The sequence below is a fragment of the Pedobacter sp. ASV1-7 genome, assembly GCF_040203335.1.
GTDB lineage: Bacteria > Bacteroidota > Bacteroidia > Sphingobacteriales > Sphingobacteriaceae > Pedobacter.
The window spans coordinates 668,104-683,578 of sequence record NZ_JBEHBV010000002.1; the positions used below are offsets into that span (position 1 = coordinate 668,104).

At 35.9% G+C, this 15,475-nt stretch carries 10 protein-coding genes; 1 reads left to right on the forward strand and 9 read right to left on the reverse strand.

Going from position 1 to position 15,475, the window contains the following annotated elements:
* Window positions 1–12: 12 nt before the first annotated feature.
* From ABDJ41_RS07710 to ABDJ41_RS07720, 3 genes are all read right to left on the reverse strand, one after another.
* The gene (locus ABDJ41_RS07710; protein ID WP_349785317.1) at window positions 13–963 is read right to left on the reverse strand and encodes an HlyD family secretion protein; all 951 of its coding nucleotides are present in this window, start codon (window positions 961–963) and stop codon (window positions 13–15) included.
* Window positions 964–973: 10 nt separating this feature from the next.
* Window positions 974–2,362 (reverse strand): TolC family protein, encoded by a 1,389-nt coding sequence (locus ABDJ41_RS07715; protein WP_349785319.1) that lies wholly within the window; start codon window positions 2,360–2,362, stop codon window positions 974–976.
* A 73-nt stretch (window positions 2,363–2,435) separates the two neighbouring features.
* Window positions 2,436–2,999, reverse strand: coding sequence for a Crp/Fnr family transcriptional regulator (locus ABDJ41_RS07720; RefSeq protein WP_349785320.1), 564 nt, complete (start codon window positions 2,997–2,999; stop codon window positions 2,436–2,438).
* A 97-nt stretch (window positions 3,000–3,096) separates the two neighbouring features.
* Between ABDJ41_RS07720 and ABDJ41_RS07725 the strand changes: the two genes are divergently transcribed.
* Entirely contained in the window at window positions 3,097–4,224 is a 1,128-nt protein-coding gene (locus tag ABDJ41_RS07725) for a DEAD/DEAH box helicase (RefSeq protein ID WP_349785321.1), read from the forward strand.
* A gap of 4 nt (window positions 4,225–4,228) precedes the next feature.
* Here the strand turns inward: ABDJ41_RS07725 and ABDJ41_RS07730 are convergent, their stop codons facing one another.
* Genes ABDJ41_RS07730 through ABDJ41_RS07755 form a run of 6 tightly spaced genes read right to left on the reverse strand, consistent with a single transcriptional unit; the run spans window position 4,229 to window position 15,385 of the window.
* Entirely contained in the window at window positions 4,229–6,082 is a 1,854-nt protein-coding gene (locus ABDJ41_RS07730) for a beta-N-acetylhexosaminidase (RefSeq protein WP_349785322.1), read from the reverse strand.
* Window positions 6,072–7,259: a sialidase family protein gene (locus ABDJ41_RS07735; RefSeq protein ID WP_349785323.1), complete on the reverse strand. Its 1,188-nt coding sequence runs from the start codon at window positions 7,257–7,259 to the stop codon at window positions 6,072–6,074. Before ABDJ41_RS07735 ends, ABDJ41_RS07730 begins: the two co-directional genes overlap by 11 nt.
* Window positions 7,253–9,226, reverse strand: a complete 1,974-nt coding sequence (locus ABDJ41_RS07740; protein ID WP_349785324.1) for an FG-GAP repeat domain-containing protein — start codon at window positions 9,224–9,226, stop codon at window positions 7,253–7,255. The genes ABDJ41_RS07735 and ABDJ41_RS07740 overlap by 7 nt, the downstream gene beginning before the upstream one ends.
* Before the next feature lie 16 nt (window positions 9,227–9,242).
* Window positions 9,243–10,019, reverse strand: a complete 777-nt coding sequence (locus ABDJ41_RS07745; RefSeq protein WP_349785325.1) for a fibrobacter succinogenes major paralogous domain-containing protein — start codon at window positions 10,017–10,019, stop codon at window positions 9,243–9,245.
* Window positions 10,020–10,043: 24 nt separating this feature from the next.
* Window positions 10,044–11,954, reverse strand: coding sequence for a RagB/SusD family nutrient uptake outer membrane protein (locus tag ABDJ41_RS07750; RefSeq protein WP_349785326.1), 1,911 nt, complete (start codon window positions 11,952–11,954; stop codon window positions 10,044–10,046).
* Window positions 11,955–11,956: 2 nt separating this feature from the next.
* Window positions 11,957–15,385 carry a TonB-dependent receptor gene (locus tag ABDJ41_RS07755; protein ID WP_349785327.1) on the reverse strand — a complete coding sequence of 1,143 codons (3,429 nt, stop codon included), beginning with the start codon at window positions 15,383–15,385 and terminating at the stop codon, window positions 11,957–11,959.
* Between the last annotated feature and the right edge of the window lie 90 nt (window positions 15,386–15,475).

The following is a 15,475-nucleotide window of genomic DNA, read 5'->3' on the forward strand; positions in this document are numbered from 1 at the left end:
CTATAACCCTCCTTACAGTATAATTGTAGCATTCACCAGTAATTTTTCAGCTGCGTTCATGTCATCCGGTATAATTTTCACTTCATATACCGCTTCCTCAATCTCATAGCTGGGATAAGCTGCCGTAACATCGGCATAACGCGTTAGCTGCTTCACTGTCTGAATTTTACCTTTTAATTTTTCTTTATTATAAAGCACATTCACTTCAATATTCTCCCCTTTTTTAAAGTTGCCGATTTTACTTTCGGGAATGGTGAACCTGAAATAAGTGGTATTAGGTAAATAACCATTAAATAAAGGAAATCCTGCGGTAGCCAATTCCCCTATTCTTAAGCTGATCGTTTCCACCTGCATATCATTGGTAGCAATGATATACCTTTCAGACAAGGCTACTTCTACCTCTTGCAACACACCTAAAGCTTGTTCAGCTTGTCCCAAAGCCGCAGTACGGGTTTCCGGACGGATTCCGTTTACGGCTTCATTATATTCTGCATTTACCGCAGTAAGTTGAGCTTTAGCTCCGTTATATTTAGCAAGGGCTTCATCAAATGCCTGCGGGGTCATCATACTATCAGCAAACATCGCCTTAGCTCTGCTGAAGGATTTCTCTGCAAATTTAAACTGCTCAGTGATGCCCATTTTCTTAGCCCGTAATTGAGTTAGTTGGTTTGCTGTAGCACCATGTTTAGCCATATCACGTTGTGCTCCGGCAGCTTTTACCGCTCCTTTAGCTTGTGAGAGTTTCGCATTTACCTCAGGAACGTCAAGCATAGCCAGAGTATCGCCGCGCTTTACAAAGTCACCTTCCTTTACATAAATCTTTAAAACACGTCCTGTTACTTTTGGCGCAAATGCCAGCGTTTCGCGTTTAATTTTACCTTCCGTAATCCTTACAGGCTTAGAACAACCAGATACAGCCAAAATGAGGATAAATAATACGCTTTTAGATAAAGTATTCTTCATAGTTTTAAATTTATTGAATGGAAGTACGGTTCAGACTACCTGTCGCTTTTAGTAGTTCTATTGCATTTCTGCGCTGATTAAATACAGCTTGAAAGAAGTCCAGTGAAGCAGTCTGGTAATCGCTTTCTGCACCAATCAGATCGGCAGCTTTAATTAGCCCAGTCTTAAACTCTTTCCCAGCTTGTGTCAATGCATTTTCTGCAATTTTCATCTGTTTTTCTTTCACAACCAACTCCATATTTGAGTTGTTATAATCTGTCCGACTTTTTATCAGGTTCAGTTTTAACTTTTCTTCGGCTTCAGCCTTTTCATTTTCTGCTTTCTTTACTTCTATTTTAGCTTGCTGTACTTCCCGTTTTCCTTTATTGCCATCGAAAATATCCCATTTAAATCCCACACCTACTGTAAAATTGGGTACCACTTCAATTTTATTGGTATGACTGCTAAAGCGACCTATTACTGGCAGATCATGCTTACCTTTCATATCAATATCGAATAAATTTAAATAACCTAAAGATGCAGCAGCCTGTATTTTAGGTATCCACCAGGTTTGTGCAGCTTTAACCTGAAAGCCATGAGCGACTATAGATTCAGAGAGTGCTGTTAGTTCAGGCCTGTTTTCGATACGCTGATTTTCGCCTTTACTTAAAAGTGGTGAAAGTTCATTATCAATCTGCTCCAATCTAGTCAGATCAATCCCTGTTAAAGTTTCCAGTTGATGTAGCAATAGATTCCTTTTGCCCTCGTATTCCTGTATTTTAGATTCTAAAGTAACTTGCGCCAGCTCTATTTTCTGATGCTCATATTTAGTAATCAAGCCATAACCCAATGCCTTATCAGCTGTTTTCTTATTGATTTCATAGCGTTCACGACTTTTATCGAGTAAGTTCTTTACCTGCTTTAATAAAGCAATCTGATCGTAGGCCTTTGATATTTCTGAAATAATCTGCTGACGGTCTTTCTCTAGCATAGCCGTCTGTGCCCTGCTCTTTGCATCAACTGCACTTTTCAAAGCCCCTACTTTTCCTCCGGCATATAATACACTAGTTAAACCCAAATCTGTCTTAACCAGATTGGCTGTATTGTTTACTCCACCATTGATTTGAGGAATATCTATTAAGCCTAAAAAGGAGGTGCCTGGCAATTCTAAATTTATACCATTAGCCAGGTAAGCATATTTACCAGATAATTCTGCATGAGGCAGGAACACCTCTCCCAGTTTTTTTCTGTCAATTTTAACAGATTCTATATCCAGCCGCTTATTGGCTAGCATATGATCTTTGTTTAACGCACTATCAATTAGTTCTGTTAAACCGGGAGCTATAGGTTGCTGCGCGTATAAGAGCATCGGAGACAAGCCAATCAGGAGTACAAAAATGTGTTTTAATATAGCATTCATACACGGTGATTTTACGAATAACAAAGATCTGATTAATTAAGTTCGTTGCTTTTGATATTAATCAAAAAGTAATTTATTTCCGCCCTCTTATCCTGCTTAATGTTTCCTGAGTAATGCCCAGATAAGAAGCAATGGTTCCTAGCGGGACTCTTCTGATGATGCTAGGCTGGTTATCCATCAAAGTATCATATCTTTCTTGTGCACTTTGAAATTGAAGAGCTGTAATTCGCTCCCCTGCTTTCAACAAAAAGGTCCTCAATGTTTTGTTCTCCAATCGTTGCATTACCGGATAATCGATTAGGATCTGGTTAAAATCTGATAAAGTAATTGCGTAAAGTGTACCATCTTCCATCATCTCCATATGATATTTAGAAGGCACTTGTGTAAAGAAACTATCTGGAACAGTAATGAAATCACCTTCGGTATAATAACCATAAGTAATGTCTTTACCCGCATCATTGTGATAAAACATCCTGACTAATCCCTTTTCTATAAAGTACAAATCTTTAGCAACTTTCCCGGCCTCATGTAAACATTCCGACTTCATGTAATCACATTTCACAAACTTATCACGGATTGCTGCTTCGATTTCATTAGTAATGGGTATAATTCCTGCAATTTCAGTTAATAGGAGCATAATTTAAATAGGTCGGTAAAATATACCTGAATATATGAAAAACAGGCAATATCCCAATCGTTTTTTACGTAGTTTTGCAGCAAACATTTGAATACTTATGCCTTTTACCTCCCTGGGTTTATCAGCAGTTCTATTAAAAACACTAGCAGATCAAAATTTCACAGATCCAACTCCTATCCAGCAAAGTGCTATACCAGCCATTTTAAACAAAAAAGATGTCTTAGGTATTGCTCAAACAGGCTCCGGGAAAACTGCCAGCTATGTGTTACCACTTTTAATGAACTTGCAACAAAGCTCAGGTCCCAAAAACCGTCATGCAAATGTTCTGGTCTTAGTTCCTACACGTGAACTGGCAGAACAGGTAAAAGGTGTTTTCCATACTTTTAGCAAAGGACTTCCACAACCTATTAAAACACTAGCGGTATATGGTGGTGTTTCTATAAACCCACAAATGATGGGTTTGCAAGGGGTAAATATATTGGTTGCTACCCCAGGAAGGTTACTTGAATTAGTCGATAATAATGCTGTACATCTAAATACTATTGAAACATTGGTTCTCGATGAAGCTGATAAGATGCTTAACCTTGGTTTTAAAGAAGAACTAGACAAAATTATTGCTCTATTACCAGTAAAGCGCCAAAACATATTGTTCTCGGCCACATTAAGCAATGATCTTCAAAACATCAACCAAATCCTGCTCCACGATCCTGTTGTCATTAAAATCGAGGCTGAAGAAGAGTCACTGGACAGAATTACTCAAGTCGCTTACATTGTATCTGATGAAAAGAAAGGGCCTTTTTTACGTCAGTTGATCAAAGAACATAGGATGAAACAAGTATTGATATTTGCATCCTCTGTTCATCTGGTTGAGGCTATTGTAAATAAACTTCGTAAAAATAGAATCGAGGCAAAACCTATTCATAGTAAAAAGAGTCAGGGCAACAGATCCGATACCTTAAGATTGTTTAAAGCAGGACACGTTACAGCCTTAGTAGCCACAGATTTAATGGCCCGTGGTATTGATATTGATGCTCTTCCTTATGTAATTAACTATGACTTACCCAGATCTCCAAAAGACTATGTACACCGTATCGGAAGAACAGGTCGTGCTGGTAATGATGGAAATGCAATTTCATTAGTTAGCCATGGAGAATTACACCATTTTGAAGTCATCCAGAAAAAAATGGGGAAACAGGTTAAACTGATCGACAGCGAGAACCTTTAACCTTTTATTTAAAAATAGCTATACTCTTGTTATTTGTTTTACCAATCCTCTTTCCATTTCTAAAAGTTGCGGTATTAAGATTTATTGGATATTTTACTGTAAAAGGCTTATCGTACAAAAGCGAACTATTTTTAGGGGCTGTACCATCCAGAGTATACCTGATTTCTGTATTATAACTTGGCGTCGATAAGGTGATTAATGCCGTTGAAGAGTTTTTATTAATACTACTCGTTTTCACATAAGTATAATATATACTTTCTGCAAAAGTGATATCCTTAGATTTATAATAATCGAACTGGTATTCTATTCTTCTCGAAAAATCGTCCCATTGTCTTAAATTTTGGTTTGTCCAGGCAACTTCAGCAACAGCAGTAATTCTAGGAAATATCATATACTCGACAGATTCTCTATTGTGTAATAACTCTGTCCATACATTTGCTTGTACTCCTTTAATAAGCTTTCCTTCGGGTTCAGTAAATTCTTCTGAAACAGGATTATAGGAATATACTTTTTCTATAGGAAGAAATCTGGTTCTCCCATAGGCAGGCTCCAAATCTGCAGCGCCTTGAGCATAATCAAGATATAGAAATGTATTTGGACTCATCACTACTTCATGACCTTGTTTTGCAGCTGCAATTCCTCCTTTGGTTCCACGCCAGGACATTACTTTTGCATTAGGAGCTAATCCTCCTTCCAAAATTTCATCCCAGCCAATTATTGATTTCCCTTTAGAATTTAAGAAATTTTGAACACGTTTAATAAAATAACTCTGTAATTCATATTCATCTTTTAATCCTTCTTTTTTAATCCTATTCTGACACTTTGCACAAGTTTTCCATCTATTTTTTTTACACTCATCACCTCCTATATGTACAATTTTGCTCGGAAAAAGTTCAACCACTTCAGTTAGGACGTCTTCTACAAACTTGAAAGTATCTTCATTACCGGCACAATAAACATCCTCTACAACACCCCAATACCCAGGAACTTCAAAAGGGCCACCGGTACAAGACAAATGGGGGAAAACAGATAATGCAGCTTTACTATGTCCTGGCACTTCAATTTCTGGAATAACCTCAATGTATTTTGATTGTGCATATTTTATAACTTCTTTAATTTCTTCCTGTGTATAATATCCTCCATGAGGATTAGTATTAATCCAGTTTTTGTCTAAACCAATACCAAACTGACTTTCAGACCTCCATGCACCTTTTTGCGTTAATTCGGGATACTTTTTAATTTCTATTCTCCATCCCTGATCATCTGTTAGGTGCCAATGAAACTTGTTCAGTTTATATACAGCCATTTCGTCTAACATCTTTTTTATAAATTCTATCGAATAGAAATACCTACCTACATCCAACATCATCCCTCTCCAGGCAAAACGGGGTTTATCGCTTATTTCTATAGCAGGGATTTGTCTTTTTACTTCATTATTTCGAATCAATTGTACCAAAGTCTGCATTCCATAGAAAACACCACTTGCTTTTACTGCCTGTATACCAATTTGTTTTGAAGTCGAAACTAATTTATACCCCTCCTCTCCTAAAGCATCCGAGTTTGATATCAAGCCAACACTTACATAGTTGTCCCTAAGCCTTACATTATTTTCTGTTACTTTTAAATCCAGCCCAAGAATTAATTTGATCTCATCTGAAAGCTGGAGCGCTATGGATTGCAGATCTTTATAATTGGCATCATAAACAATTATAGTGTTTTTGTTGAACACAAAATCACCTCTTTTCAGCTCGAAAATCTGAGGCCTCGGGATAATAGTATTTAGGTCTTTATTTTGAGCATATAATCCTATCTGGATTAATCCAAGCAAAATAAAGAAAGCAATAAACTTACTTTTCATTATGTATTTTTCTAAATTTTTTAATTCGGTGAAAGGTTAAATAATTGGCATCATGTTGTCTTCCAACTCCTCCAAACTCATCATCATAAGCGGTTCTCGAAACAAAGACAATGTTATTACCCTCAAATTGCCAATCTATATATTGGAAGCCATGCTTGTACATATCTGGATGGTGCAAAATGGTTTTAGCGATCTTCCAGTTTTTAAGGTCATTAGAGTAACAAAGCGCAATTGTATTTCTTATCCTGTCAGTAGCAGCTACAGTATCATAAGGTTTTGTAATGATGTTTGATAAAGTATAATAACGTTTTGTGATTTCATCATATCTAATCGTAAACTTTTTTGATCCACCTGGAAAATTAATAAAGCCTTTTTGTTGATCAAAATTCAACTCATTTTCATTTACAGTCAGATAGGCTGCTTTTTCTGCATTTGGAGTATTAGTGTGTACGCGCAATATGTTAACGACTTTATTAGCCTGAACATCAACTACTGCATTCCCCTCTAACCAGGCTCCAAAACTCCCATCTAAATAATCTCCATTAAATGGTAAATTATTAGTCTTCTTCCAGCTGGATGCCTGTAACAGATCAGAGTTTATATCTGCATAAGCCATAGAAGCCATAAACATTTTACCCCAATTCTTATGGTTTTTATCTAATTCTTCTACTGCCCTCCATATTTTACCATCGAAGGTAATGATTGGGACTGGTGCAGTGTGGAATCTGCCTTTGAAAATTATACCGTTTTCTTCATTTTCAGGAGTAGTCCATGTATTTCCTGAATCCACAGATTTTCTAATGATAAAATCACCATACTCTTTATTTGTTCCTATGATATAAAGTTCTTTGTTGTGTTCAAATATATTCGACCAAAACTGGCCTTGTAGTGTACTTACTTTATTCCATGTTTTCCCCTTATTTTTCGATCTAAAAACTACAGTAACTCCTAATTTCCGTTCGAAAGCTTGCTTTCCAAAATAATCATGTGTAGCTATGTAGTCGCCATTACTTAAAATTATAATGGAAGGGGAACCTATATATTTTCCAGTTGAATAAGGATTATAATCGACAATAACTCCCGGAGGTCTGACTTTCTCTATCCTATTAAAGGAAAACCCTTTATTTCCGAAAAGCAAAGTAAGGGTAATTAGTATAATTTTAAAATGTCTTACCATGATAAATCTTCCCTTTTATAAAACATAAACTTTCCATTTTCTTCTCCTACAACAAGGTTTAATTCATCCTTACCACCTAAGGTTGTGGCTGATGGGGAACATGCATGAACACCTAATTCAATGAACTTCCCCTTAAACTTTAATGGCTTGGGGAATTCAAAAACCGGAGCTTCATTTGTACCCAAATTCCTCATAAAAAGAACGTTTGCCTGTTTCTTACCACCAATTTTCGACATATTAAATGGTAAGCCATTAAGCTTACCGGGAAAAGCGTGGTTAAGGTAAGTTCCTATCAATAAATCTACTTTCCCATCACCATCCCAATCTACAACATCGTATTTCCCTCTGCCCAATTTACCCTGGTAGTCGTGATAAGAAGCCCTGATTGGTGCATTACCTTTTAACATCAGTTTCCCTCTATCTTCCAGATTATAAGAGTCTAATGCATAATAAAGATGTAAGTCATCATCTTTATCTTGATTAATGAACCATAAATTGTTACCTGCTTTAGCTATACCCGGCTTTACTCTCCATGTACCAATTACATCTATACCCTCGCAATTAAGAACTTTTGGATTAGCTAATTTTGGCGAGGTTTTAGTTCCAATATTTAGATAAACCAGATAATCAGCGTTCACATCACCTGTAACTAAATCAGGCAACCCATCTCCATTCCAATCAAATACAGTAGGACACGTATATCCCCATCTAGATTCACCAGGTCCCTGAACACTTCCCCTGTAACCTGCCTGAACCTGGATAATATTATCTCCCGCTGTTAGTAACTCAGGATCTGAATATTTAGGGTTTAAGTTCGTTCCTCTATTTTTATAGAAGAAATAAAATCCCATCGAGTTTCCAGAAATGATATCCAAAAAACCATCTCCATCCCAATCTACTACATTTTGTACCGGTAAGGAACCTGCCGTTAGGAATGTATTCTCCTGAGCAATATGTATGGGGTTGGTATAAACCGGATTGTTATTTCTATCCAGTTTATTGTTATTCTTATAATAATATATACCACCTTCACCAACAGTTACTATTCCGCTAGTAATACCTGTTTGTAAGATAGCGAGAGAACTGTTTACATTTGGATTTTTTAAAATCGTACTGTTTTCGCTAACAATATGTTTTTTAGGTTTTAAACTTACATTATCTTCTTTAGTATCTAATTCATAAGCATATATCAACCCAGTCCTTGAACCTATCAGTATATATTCCCGCTTATTAATTGTTTGATGTACAAAACCATCAGCACTAAAGTATAACTGATCTGCTGAGGTTAGCTTTTCCGGGACGACTTCTGATATATTCAGATTATCTACTATTTTACCATAGAATCCTATTCGCATTAAAGGAAAAGTCCAGAAACCTTCTGAATTATAACCATAATGATTAGGGTCATCTTTTGGTTTCGAAAACACACCAGGTTCCCGAACTGCAAATAACAATAAATATTTACCATTATTTAATTGAACAATACCGTAATTAGAGAAAGGAAAGGGCAGTCCCTTCACGTCAATCTTACCCGTAAAATCCAACTTTAAGTCATCTTTGTTAAACTTACTTTTTCGTATATAATTATTTCTACCAAAGAACCCATGTATAACATTATTGTCTTTTATGACTAATGCCTTGTCTCGAATTACTTCGTCCTTTTTTTCAAAAGGTGATGCTATTAACCTTGGTTCTTTGAAAACAGGAGTACCCTTATCAAATTTCAAAAACTGATATAAAAAAAGTTCATTACCAAGTGTACTTTGCAGTATAATATCATCATTTCCATCACCATTTACATCTACTGCACCGCTTATACTTCCATTTAGAAAAGGTAAAGCCATCATGCCTTCAGTATTTGTATTTCTAATGGCCTTCCCACTTTTTATAATACTGCTATTTTGAGCAAAAGATGAAAAAAAACTGGCTATAATGATTAATAACCAGTTTATCTTTAATAAATTCATATTGTCAATGGAATTTTTAGTTTTTTAGACACCTGATTGATAAACCACCTCCCCTGGCGATAGCGCCAACTTTAGCTTCTTTAGTATTAAAGGTTAACAGATATGCATTACCTTTCGTGGCAGCCGTTTTGGTCCAGTATCTCCCGTAATGACCTATGCCGTTAATTTCCCCGGTAACAAGACTTCTATAACCTCCTGCGGTAAGTTTTAGATTAGAATCATAAGCGCTTTTTATATCTGAAATATTCTCCAGTTCAATGATCTTTCTATACTCATCAGCCGTTGGTAAACGCCAATCTTCTCCCAATGCTTCTTTACAAGGATCACAACCATTAACGGCGTTTACACCACTTAAATCTTTAGCCTCCCACTTATCATAGGTATTTCCATAAGCCCACCACCAGTTGGTAGATACATCGGTATAATAATAAGCGTTTTTAATTCCGCCTTCTTTAAATGCCTCTGGATTATTGGGATTTGCCGCACCTGACTTTAGAAACTTCCCTAAACGCAGTTCATGCCCATCACTCCACCTTCCCCAAGTGTAAAGGTCACCATACCCCAGTACATGGCTATAAGATTTTGCGACTGCAATGGATCCCAGATTTTGTTGCAACCAAATTTTTCCATCTTCAGCTCTTACGGTTGTATAAGTAACTTTTTTACCTTTTAAATTGACCAACACACTACCTGTAGCCCCTGTCGTAGTTCCAGGATCCTGCTGTGCTAATGACAGTCTATTCTCACCAAATAATAAAGCTGTAACGGCTAATACTAAAATTTTCTTCTTCATAAAACTTAATTTAAAATTATCTATTTACCAGTCTCCATTCTGTGTTAACTTTCCATTCACTCCTCTTTCATAAGCCGGTATTGGCCAGATAGTATCTCTTGCACTGTAATTACTATAATTTGTCAAAGCATTGGTTCTGAAAGTGTCTGACTTCTGGCCTGCAGCATAATTCTTAACTTCGATCATTTTTTCGTCCAGGTCTCCCCATCTGATTAAATCCCATTTTCTATGGAGTTCAAAAGCTAATTCTCTGGACCTTTCTTCTTTTATCAATTTTCTAAAATTGCTCTGCGAAGAAGTGTTTGCAGTAGGAGCATCTGCATCTTTAATATCAGTTAGCTCAATAGTGAAAATTGCTCCGGAACCAGTTCCACCACCAGAATAAGTTACACTTAATGCTGGTGCTGAATGATAACCCCAACCGGCATTGGTAATGGTCAATTTTGTAACCTTTTGACTAGAAATAGAAAACCAACCAGCTGCTTCCTGTCCACCGCCACCTGCGAAAAGACTTAGCGCTGCACTTCCTGAAACATTCGCTACATAATTACTTCCTCCATTGTCTACTCTTACCGATTTTATACTTTCGGATTTGTTCCCAATACCATTTAAATATTTACCATACCCCCTTCTTCTGATATGATTGATGTATTCAATTGATCTTGGTGTTGGTCCGTTAATTTCATTTTCGGCTTCTGCATACATTAACAGAACATCTGAGTATCGCAACAATGGAAAGTTCTGGGAAGTTCTTGTTGAAAGTCTCGGCCTGACCACCTCATAATTCCTTCTCCATTTACCTGAATTCCTATGGAACCTGTTATTCGCATTTCGATAGATACTATCCACACTATTTTTACTTTCACTCCATTCGTAATAAAACGGGGCAATTGTCCAATCGCGTCTCATATCGTAAGAATAACCATATGCACTAACTACAGGAGAATATCTTTCATAAAGAACAGGGGTTGCCCGCAGATAACCTGTATTGGCTGGTATAGTGGGATTATCCTTTGGGAAAAGTGTTCCTTTATATTCTATCCCATTATTTATTGCAACTCTACCTCCACTTGTATAAATACCAACACTATTGTTACCCCAAAACTCTACTTCCCAAATGGTTTCTTTAGGATCATATTTATCCTGTGCATAATTAATAAATACCTGTCTGAAATCTTTATTCAATTCGTGATAACCTAAATCGATTACCTTTTCCGCCCATTTTTTAGCATCTTCAAATCTAGATTTATCATTTAAAGGTCTGCCAGCCATAGCTAAATTAACCCTAGCCAGGATGCCCCAGACTGCAGATTTACTTACTCTACCCCCATGTCCAATGCTGGCTATATCAGAAACCATTCCTGCAGCAGTTTCCATATCTGATAGTATTTGTTCATAAACCTTTTTATAATTTGTTCTTGGCATCTGAGTATCTTCTACAGAAGGCGATTTTGCTGTAACTAATATTAATGGAACATCGCCAAAAGCCCTGACCAGCATAAAGTAATAATAGCCTCTTAAGAAAAGTGCCTCTCCTTTTACTCTATTTCTGATATTTTCACTCACCTCCGCATGGTCTATATGTTCAAGTAATAGGTTTGCCCTAAAAATACCAGCGTAAAAGGCTTGCCAATAATCACGAATGTAAGTATCACCAGAAGAAACACTATAGCCGGCAACACTTGTTAGCAAACCAGCATTTCCCATAAAGCCTTCATCTGCTTCTAATCCCATTTTTGATATCATATTGTCGGCATATGTCCAATCAGCTTTTAATGTTGCATATATTCCATTCAAACCGATATTCAAATCAGATTCAGTTTTATAATATTGTGAAGGCTCTACAAAATCATAAGGCTTTGTATCTAAGAATTTTTTGCAAGATGCAAATGCGCATAAAACTGTAATTATTAATATTTTATTGAGAATTTTCATAATTATAAACCTAATTTTAAACCAAACACAATAGATGTAGCCCTCGGATAAGCTAAATAATCAAAGCCAGGTGTAAGTGCACTTTGTCTTATAGAAACCTCTGGGTCAGCACCGGAATACTTTGTCCACGTAAATAAATTCTGAGCTGTAGCACTGATTTGCAAACTCTTTATTTTTAATTTATTTATGATGTGATCTGGCAAAGCATATGATGCAGAAATAGTTTTTAACCTTAAAAAAGACCCATCTTCTAATGTTCTGGACGACAACATTCCTCTTGGCCCAAAGCCACCTGTTCTAAATAACTCATTGTTAGGATTTTCCGGAGTCCATCTATTCTCATAACTTTTATATTGGTTTAGGTTAGGAACATTATAAAAGTTCCCTTCAAAAATCATTCTGTTTGCATTAAACACTTTGTTTCCATAAGACCATTGAAGGAAAACTGATAAAGAGAAATTATCGTATTGAAAAGTATTATTAAGTCCTCCAAAGTGTTTTGGCAATGCAGTACCCAACTTTACTTTATCTTCCAGGTTGACAACCTTATCTCCATTAATATCCTGATACTTAATATCTCCGGGTTGTATACTTGCCCTAGAGTTACCATTAGTAGCCACTTCTGGTTTTAATTCATACTTCCCATTTGGCAGAACATTAAAATCTTCAACCTGATAATTCCCCAGCCAGTTGTAACCGTAGAAAACTGCAGCAGGCCCTCCTATTTCTGCCAAGTATAATATCTGTCTCTCTGTATAAGTTGGGAATACAACTGCTGTTTCTATTTTCGTTTGATTCTCTGATAAGGCTAATATTTTGTTTTTATTAAAAGAGATATTAAAATCTGAATTCCATTGGAACCTGTTTGTTTTTATATTTAAGGTATTTACGGAAAATTCAAATCCTTCATTTTTTATCTGGCCAACATTCTTAAACGCAGTGCTGATACCAGTAGAATATGGTAAATTAGCACTGATTAATAAATCTTTTGTGTTCTTTTTATAATAATCAAAAGTGAAGTTTATTTTATTCCTAAATAGAGACAAATCATAGCCTATATCTAATTGGTGTGTACTTTCCCACTTTAACTTCGAGTTTCCTAGAGAGGACATAATCATACCCGGACCTGGCACCTCATCGTTAAAAGAATAATAACTTGCTATCTGGTAAGCTAAGGCAGTCATGTAGGCATAGTCGGAAACCCTGTTATTTCCAGTAATACCATAACTCATTCTTATCTTTGAATTAGAAACAGAAGAAATATTTTTCATAAAACTTTCCTCAGTCATATTCCATGCTATTGATCCTGAAGGAAAATATCCCCATCTATTTCCTGGGATAAATTTTGAAGACCCATCAGCGCGAAATGAAAAAGTTGCTAAATATTTAGATTTATAGTTATAGTTTACGCGGGATAAAAAAGAAGATAGTGCATTATCAGAAATTCGGGAAGTCATCGAGGAAATTTCACCCTGATCTAAAACACTGATTCCAAGATCTTCATTAGGGACTAATTTTGCGGCGAAGCCATTAATTTTTGCAATATTATATTGCAATGTAAAACCACCCAATAGTTCTAAGCTATGATGAATATTTATTCGGGTTCTATACTTTAATATATTCTCATTTAAGTAATTAACGCCATAGGTATTCAACAAAGAACCATTTGTTAGCCTTCCCATATTATTTGGAAAAGGATAACCTGATGATGTTTTGCTATTGGAAAAGGTCTCCAGTAAGGATATTTTATTGTTATATACACCACTTACTGTCAAATCCAATTTTGGAGTGAAATTGTAATTCAGTCTTACATTAGCCCAGATATTATCACTGGTTTCATCTCTTACTGCATTTTTTGCATTGAGATAAGGATTAACTCTTAAATCTGAACTCAAATCATCTATTAAACTTTCTTCCAGATTGTCCATTCCAGTACCAACAGGTCGGTACCCCCATATAGCAAACATTAAATTTGAAGAGTAATTACCATCTTTTACCTGTTCCCCATAATTAACCTGCCTGTTTGCATTAATATTAAATGTTGCTTTAAACTTTTTAGATATATTCTGCTCTATAAAAGCTCTGCCATGATATCTTTTATATCCGGTATTAATAATAACTCCATTTTGATCGTAAACTGCCCCGGAGAACCTGTATTTAGCATTTTGATTACCTCCTGAAATAGAGAAATCATGAATATTTATTTTAGAAGTTTCGAAAAGTAAGTTCTGCCAATTCACACCCGGGATTGATCTGTAATCTTCTAATGTTCTACCCGGTCGTTCAAAATATGTATGCTTAAGCTCCGCAGAATCCACTTCCATTTGATATTTCACAAATTCGTAGCCGCCCATGAGCTGCATTATCTTACTATTTTTTTGAAAACCTGTGGAAGCATTGTAGGTAACAGCTGACAAGCCTTCTTTTGCTTTTTTTGTTTCAATTATTACTACACCATTCGCTCCACGGGAACCATAAATTGCAGTTGCCGAAGCATCTTTTAGTACAGTTATTGATTCAATGTCATTTGGACTGACCATGTTTCCAACAGCTTCTTCAGAAGGGAAGCCATCAATTACATATAATGGTGCATTACTCTGAGTTAAAGAGTTACCACCACGGATAACAATGTTCATTTCAGAACCAGGCTGACCATCATCTGAGTTAACACTTACACCTGCAATCCTGCCTGCCAATGCATCTTCAAACTTTGACACTGGCGCTTTTTGCAATTCTTTTAGATTTACTTCTGCAACTGAACCAGTTAAATCTTTTCGTTTCTGCTCTCCGTAAGCAACTACCACTACTTCGCTCAACTCACTGCTTTTAGCTTTTAAATGTATGTCAGGGTTCTTTTTCAAGGATAAACCAGAAATTTCCTGACTGGCAAATCCTAAAAAGCTAAAAACAATAACATCTTCGGGATTAACATTGATCGTATATTCTCCTTTAACATTAGTTGCTGTTTTAACAGCAGAGTTTTTAATACTAATCAATACGCCCATTAATGGTTCCTTGTTTGAAGAATCAAAGACTTTACCGTTTATCTTTTCTCTGGTTTTTTCTTGTGAAGTTTTGTTAAGTGCTACTGGTGTCTTAATTAAGACAATTATTTTTTGGTTTTTTAGTTCATATCCTACATTCAAATCTTTCAATAACGTAGTCATTACAGCATCTAGTGAAGCATTTTTAAAGTTGTAACTAACACGCTTCTTATCGTCTAATATCTGGTTACTATAAAAGACTGATAGACCGGATATTTTTTTAACCTGATCAAAAGCTTCTCTTAAAGGCACATTTTGTCCCGAGAAACTAAATTTTGTTTGTAATGCATTTGTTTTTCCTTCTTTTGATATGAAAATCAAAAGAAAAAGCAAAACTGTTTTACATAAATTAAAACGTAAGGTACTTTCCCTTGCTAGGTGTAACATAAAAATAATTTAGGTTTGGTTTATAAAACTCGTATCAATCCATGTTTAGATTAATATTAAACCTATACAGCTAAGTGCCTAAAACGGGTG

Excerpts from the sequence above, each read along its gene's own strand:
- ABDJ41_RS07710 (WP_349785317.1), bottom strand. The coding sequence starts at position 963 with ATGAAGAATACTTTATCTAAAAGCGTATTATTTATCCTCATTTTGGCT.
- ABDJ41_RS07715 (WP_349785319.1), bottom strand. The coding sequence starts at position 2,362 with ATGAATGCTATATTAAAACACATTTTTGTACTCCTGATTGGCTTGTCT.
- ABDJ41_RS07720 (WP_349785320.1), bottom strand. The coding sequence starts at position 2,999 with ATGCTCCTATTAACTGAAATTGCAGGAATTATACCCATTACTAATGAA.
- ABDJ41_RS07725 (WP_349785321.1), top strand. The coding sequence starts at position 3,097 with ATGCCTTTTACCTCCCTGGGTTTATCAGCAGTTCTATTAAAAACACTA.
- ABDJ41_RS07730 (WP_349785322.1), bottom strand. The coding sequence starts at position 6,082 with ATGAAAAGTAAGTTTATTGCTTTCTTTATTTTGCTTGGATTAATCCAG.
- ABDJ41_RS07735 (WP_349785323.1), bottom strand. The coding sequence starts at position 7,259 with ATGGTAAGACATTTTAAAATTATACTAATTACCCTTACTTTGCTTTTC.
- ABDJ41_RS07740 (WP_349785324.1), bottom strand. The coding sequence starts at position 9,226 with ATGAATTTATTAAAGATAAACTGGTTATTAATCATTATAGCCAGTTTT.
- ABDJ41_RS07745 (WP_349785325.1), bottom strand. The coding sequence starts at position 10,019 with ATGAAGAAGAAAATTTTAGTATTAGCCGTTACAGCTTTATTATTTGGT.
- ABDJ41_RS07750 (WP_349785326.1), bottom strand. The coding sequence starts at position 11,954 with ATGAAAATTCTCAATAAAATATTAATAATTACAGTTTTATGCGCATTT.
- ABDJ41_RS07755 (WP_349785327.1), bottom strand. The coding sequence starts at position 15,385 with ATGTTACACCTAGCAAGGGAAAGTACCTTACGTTTTAATTTATGTAAA.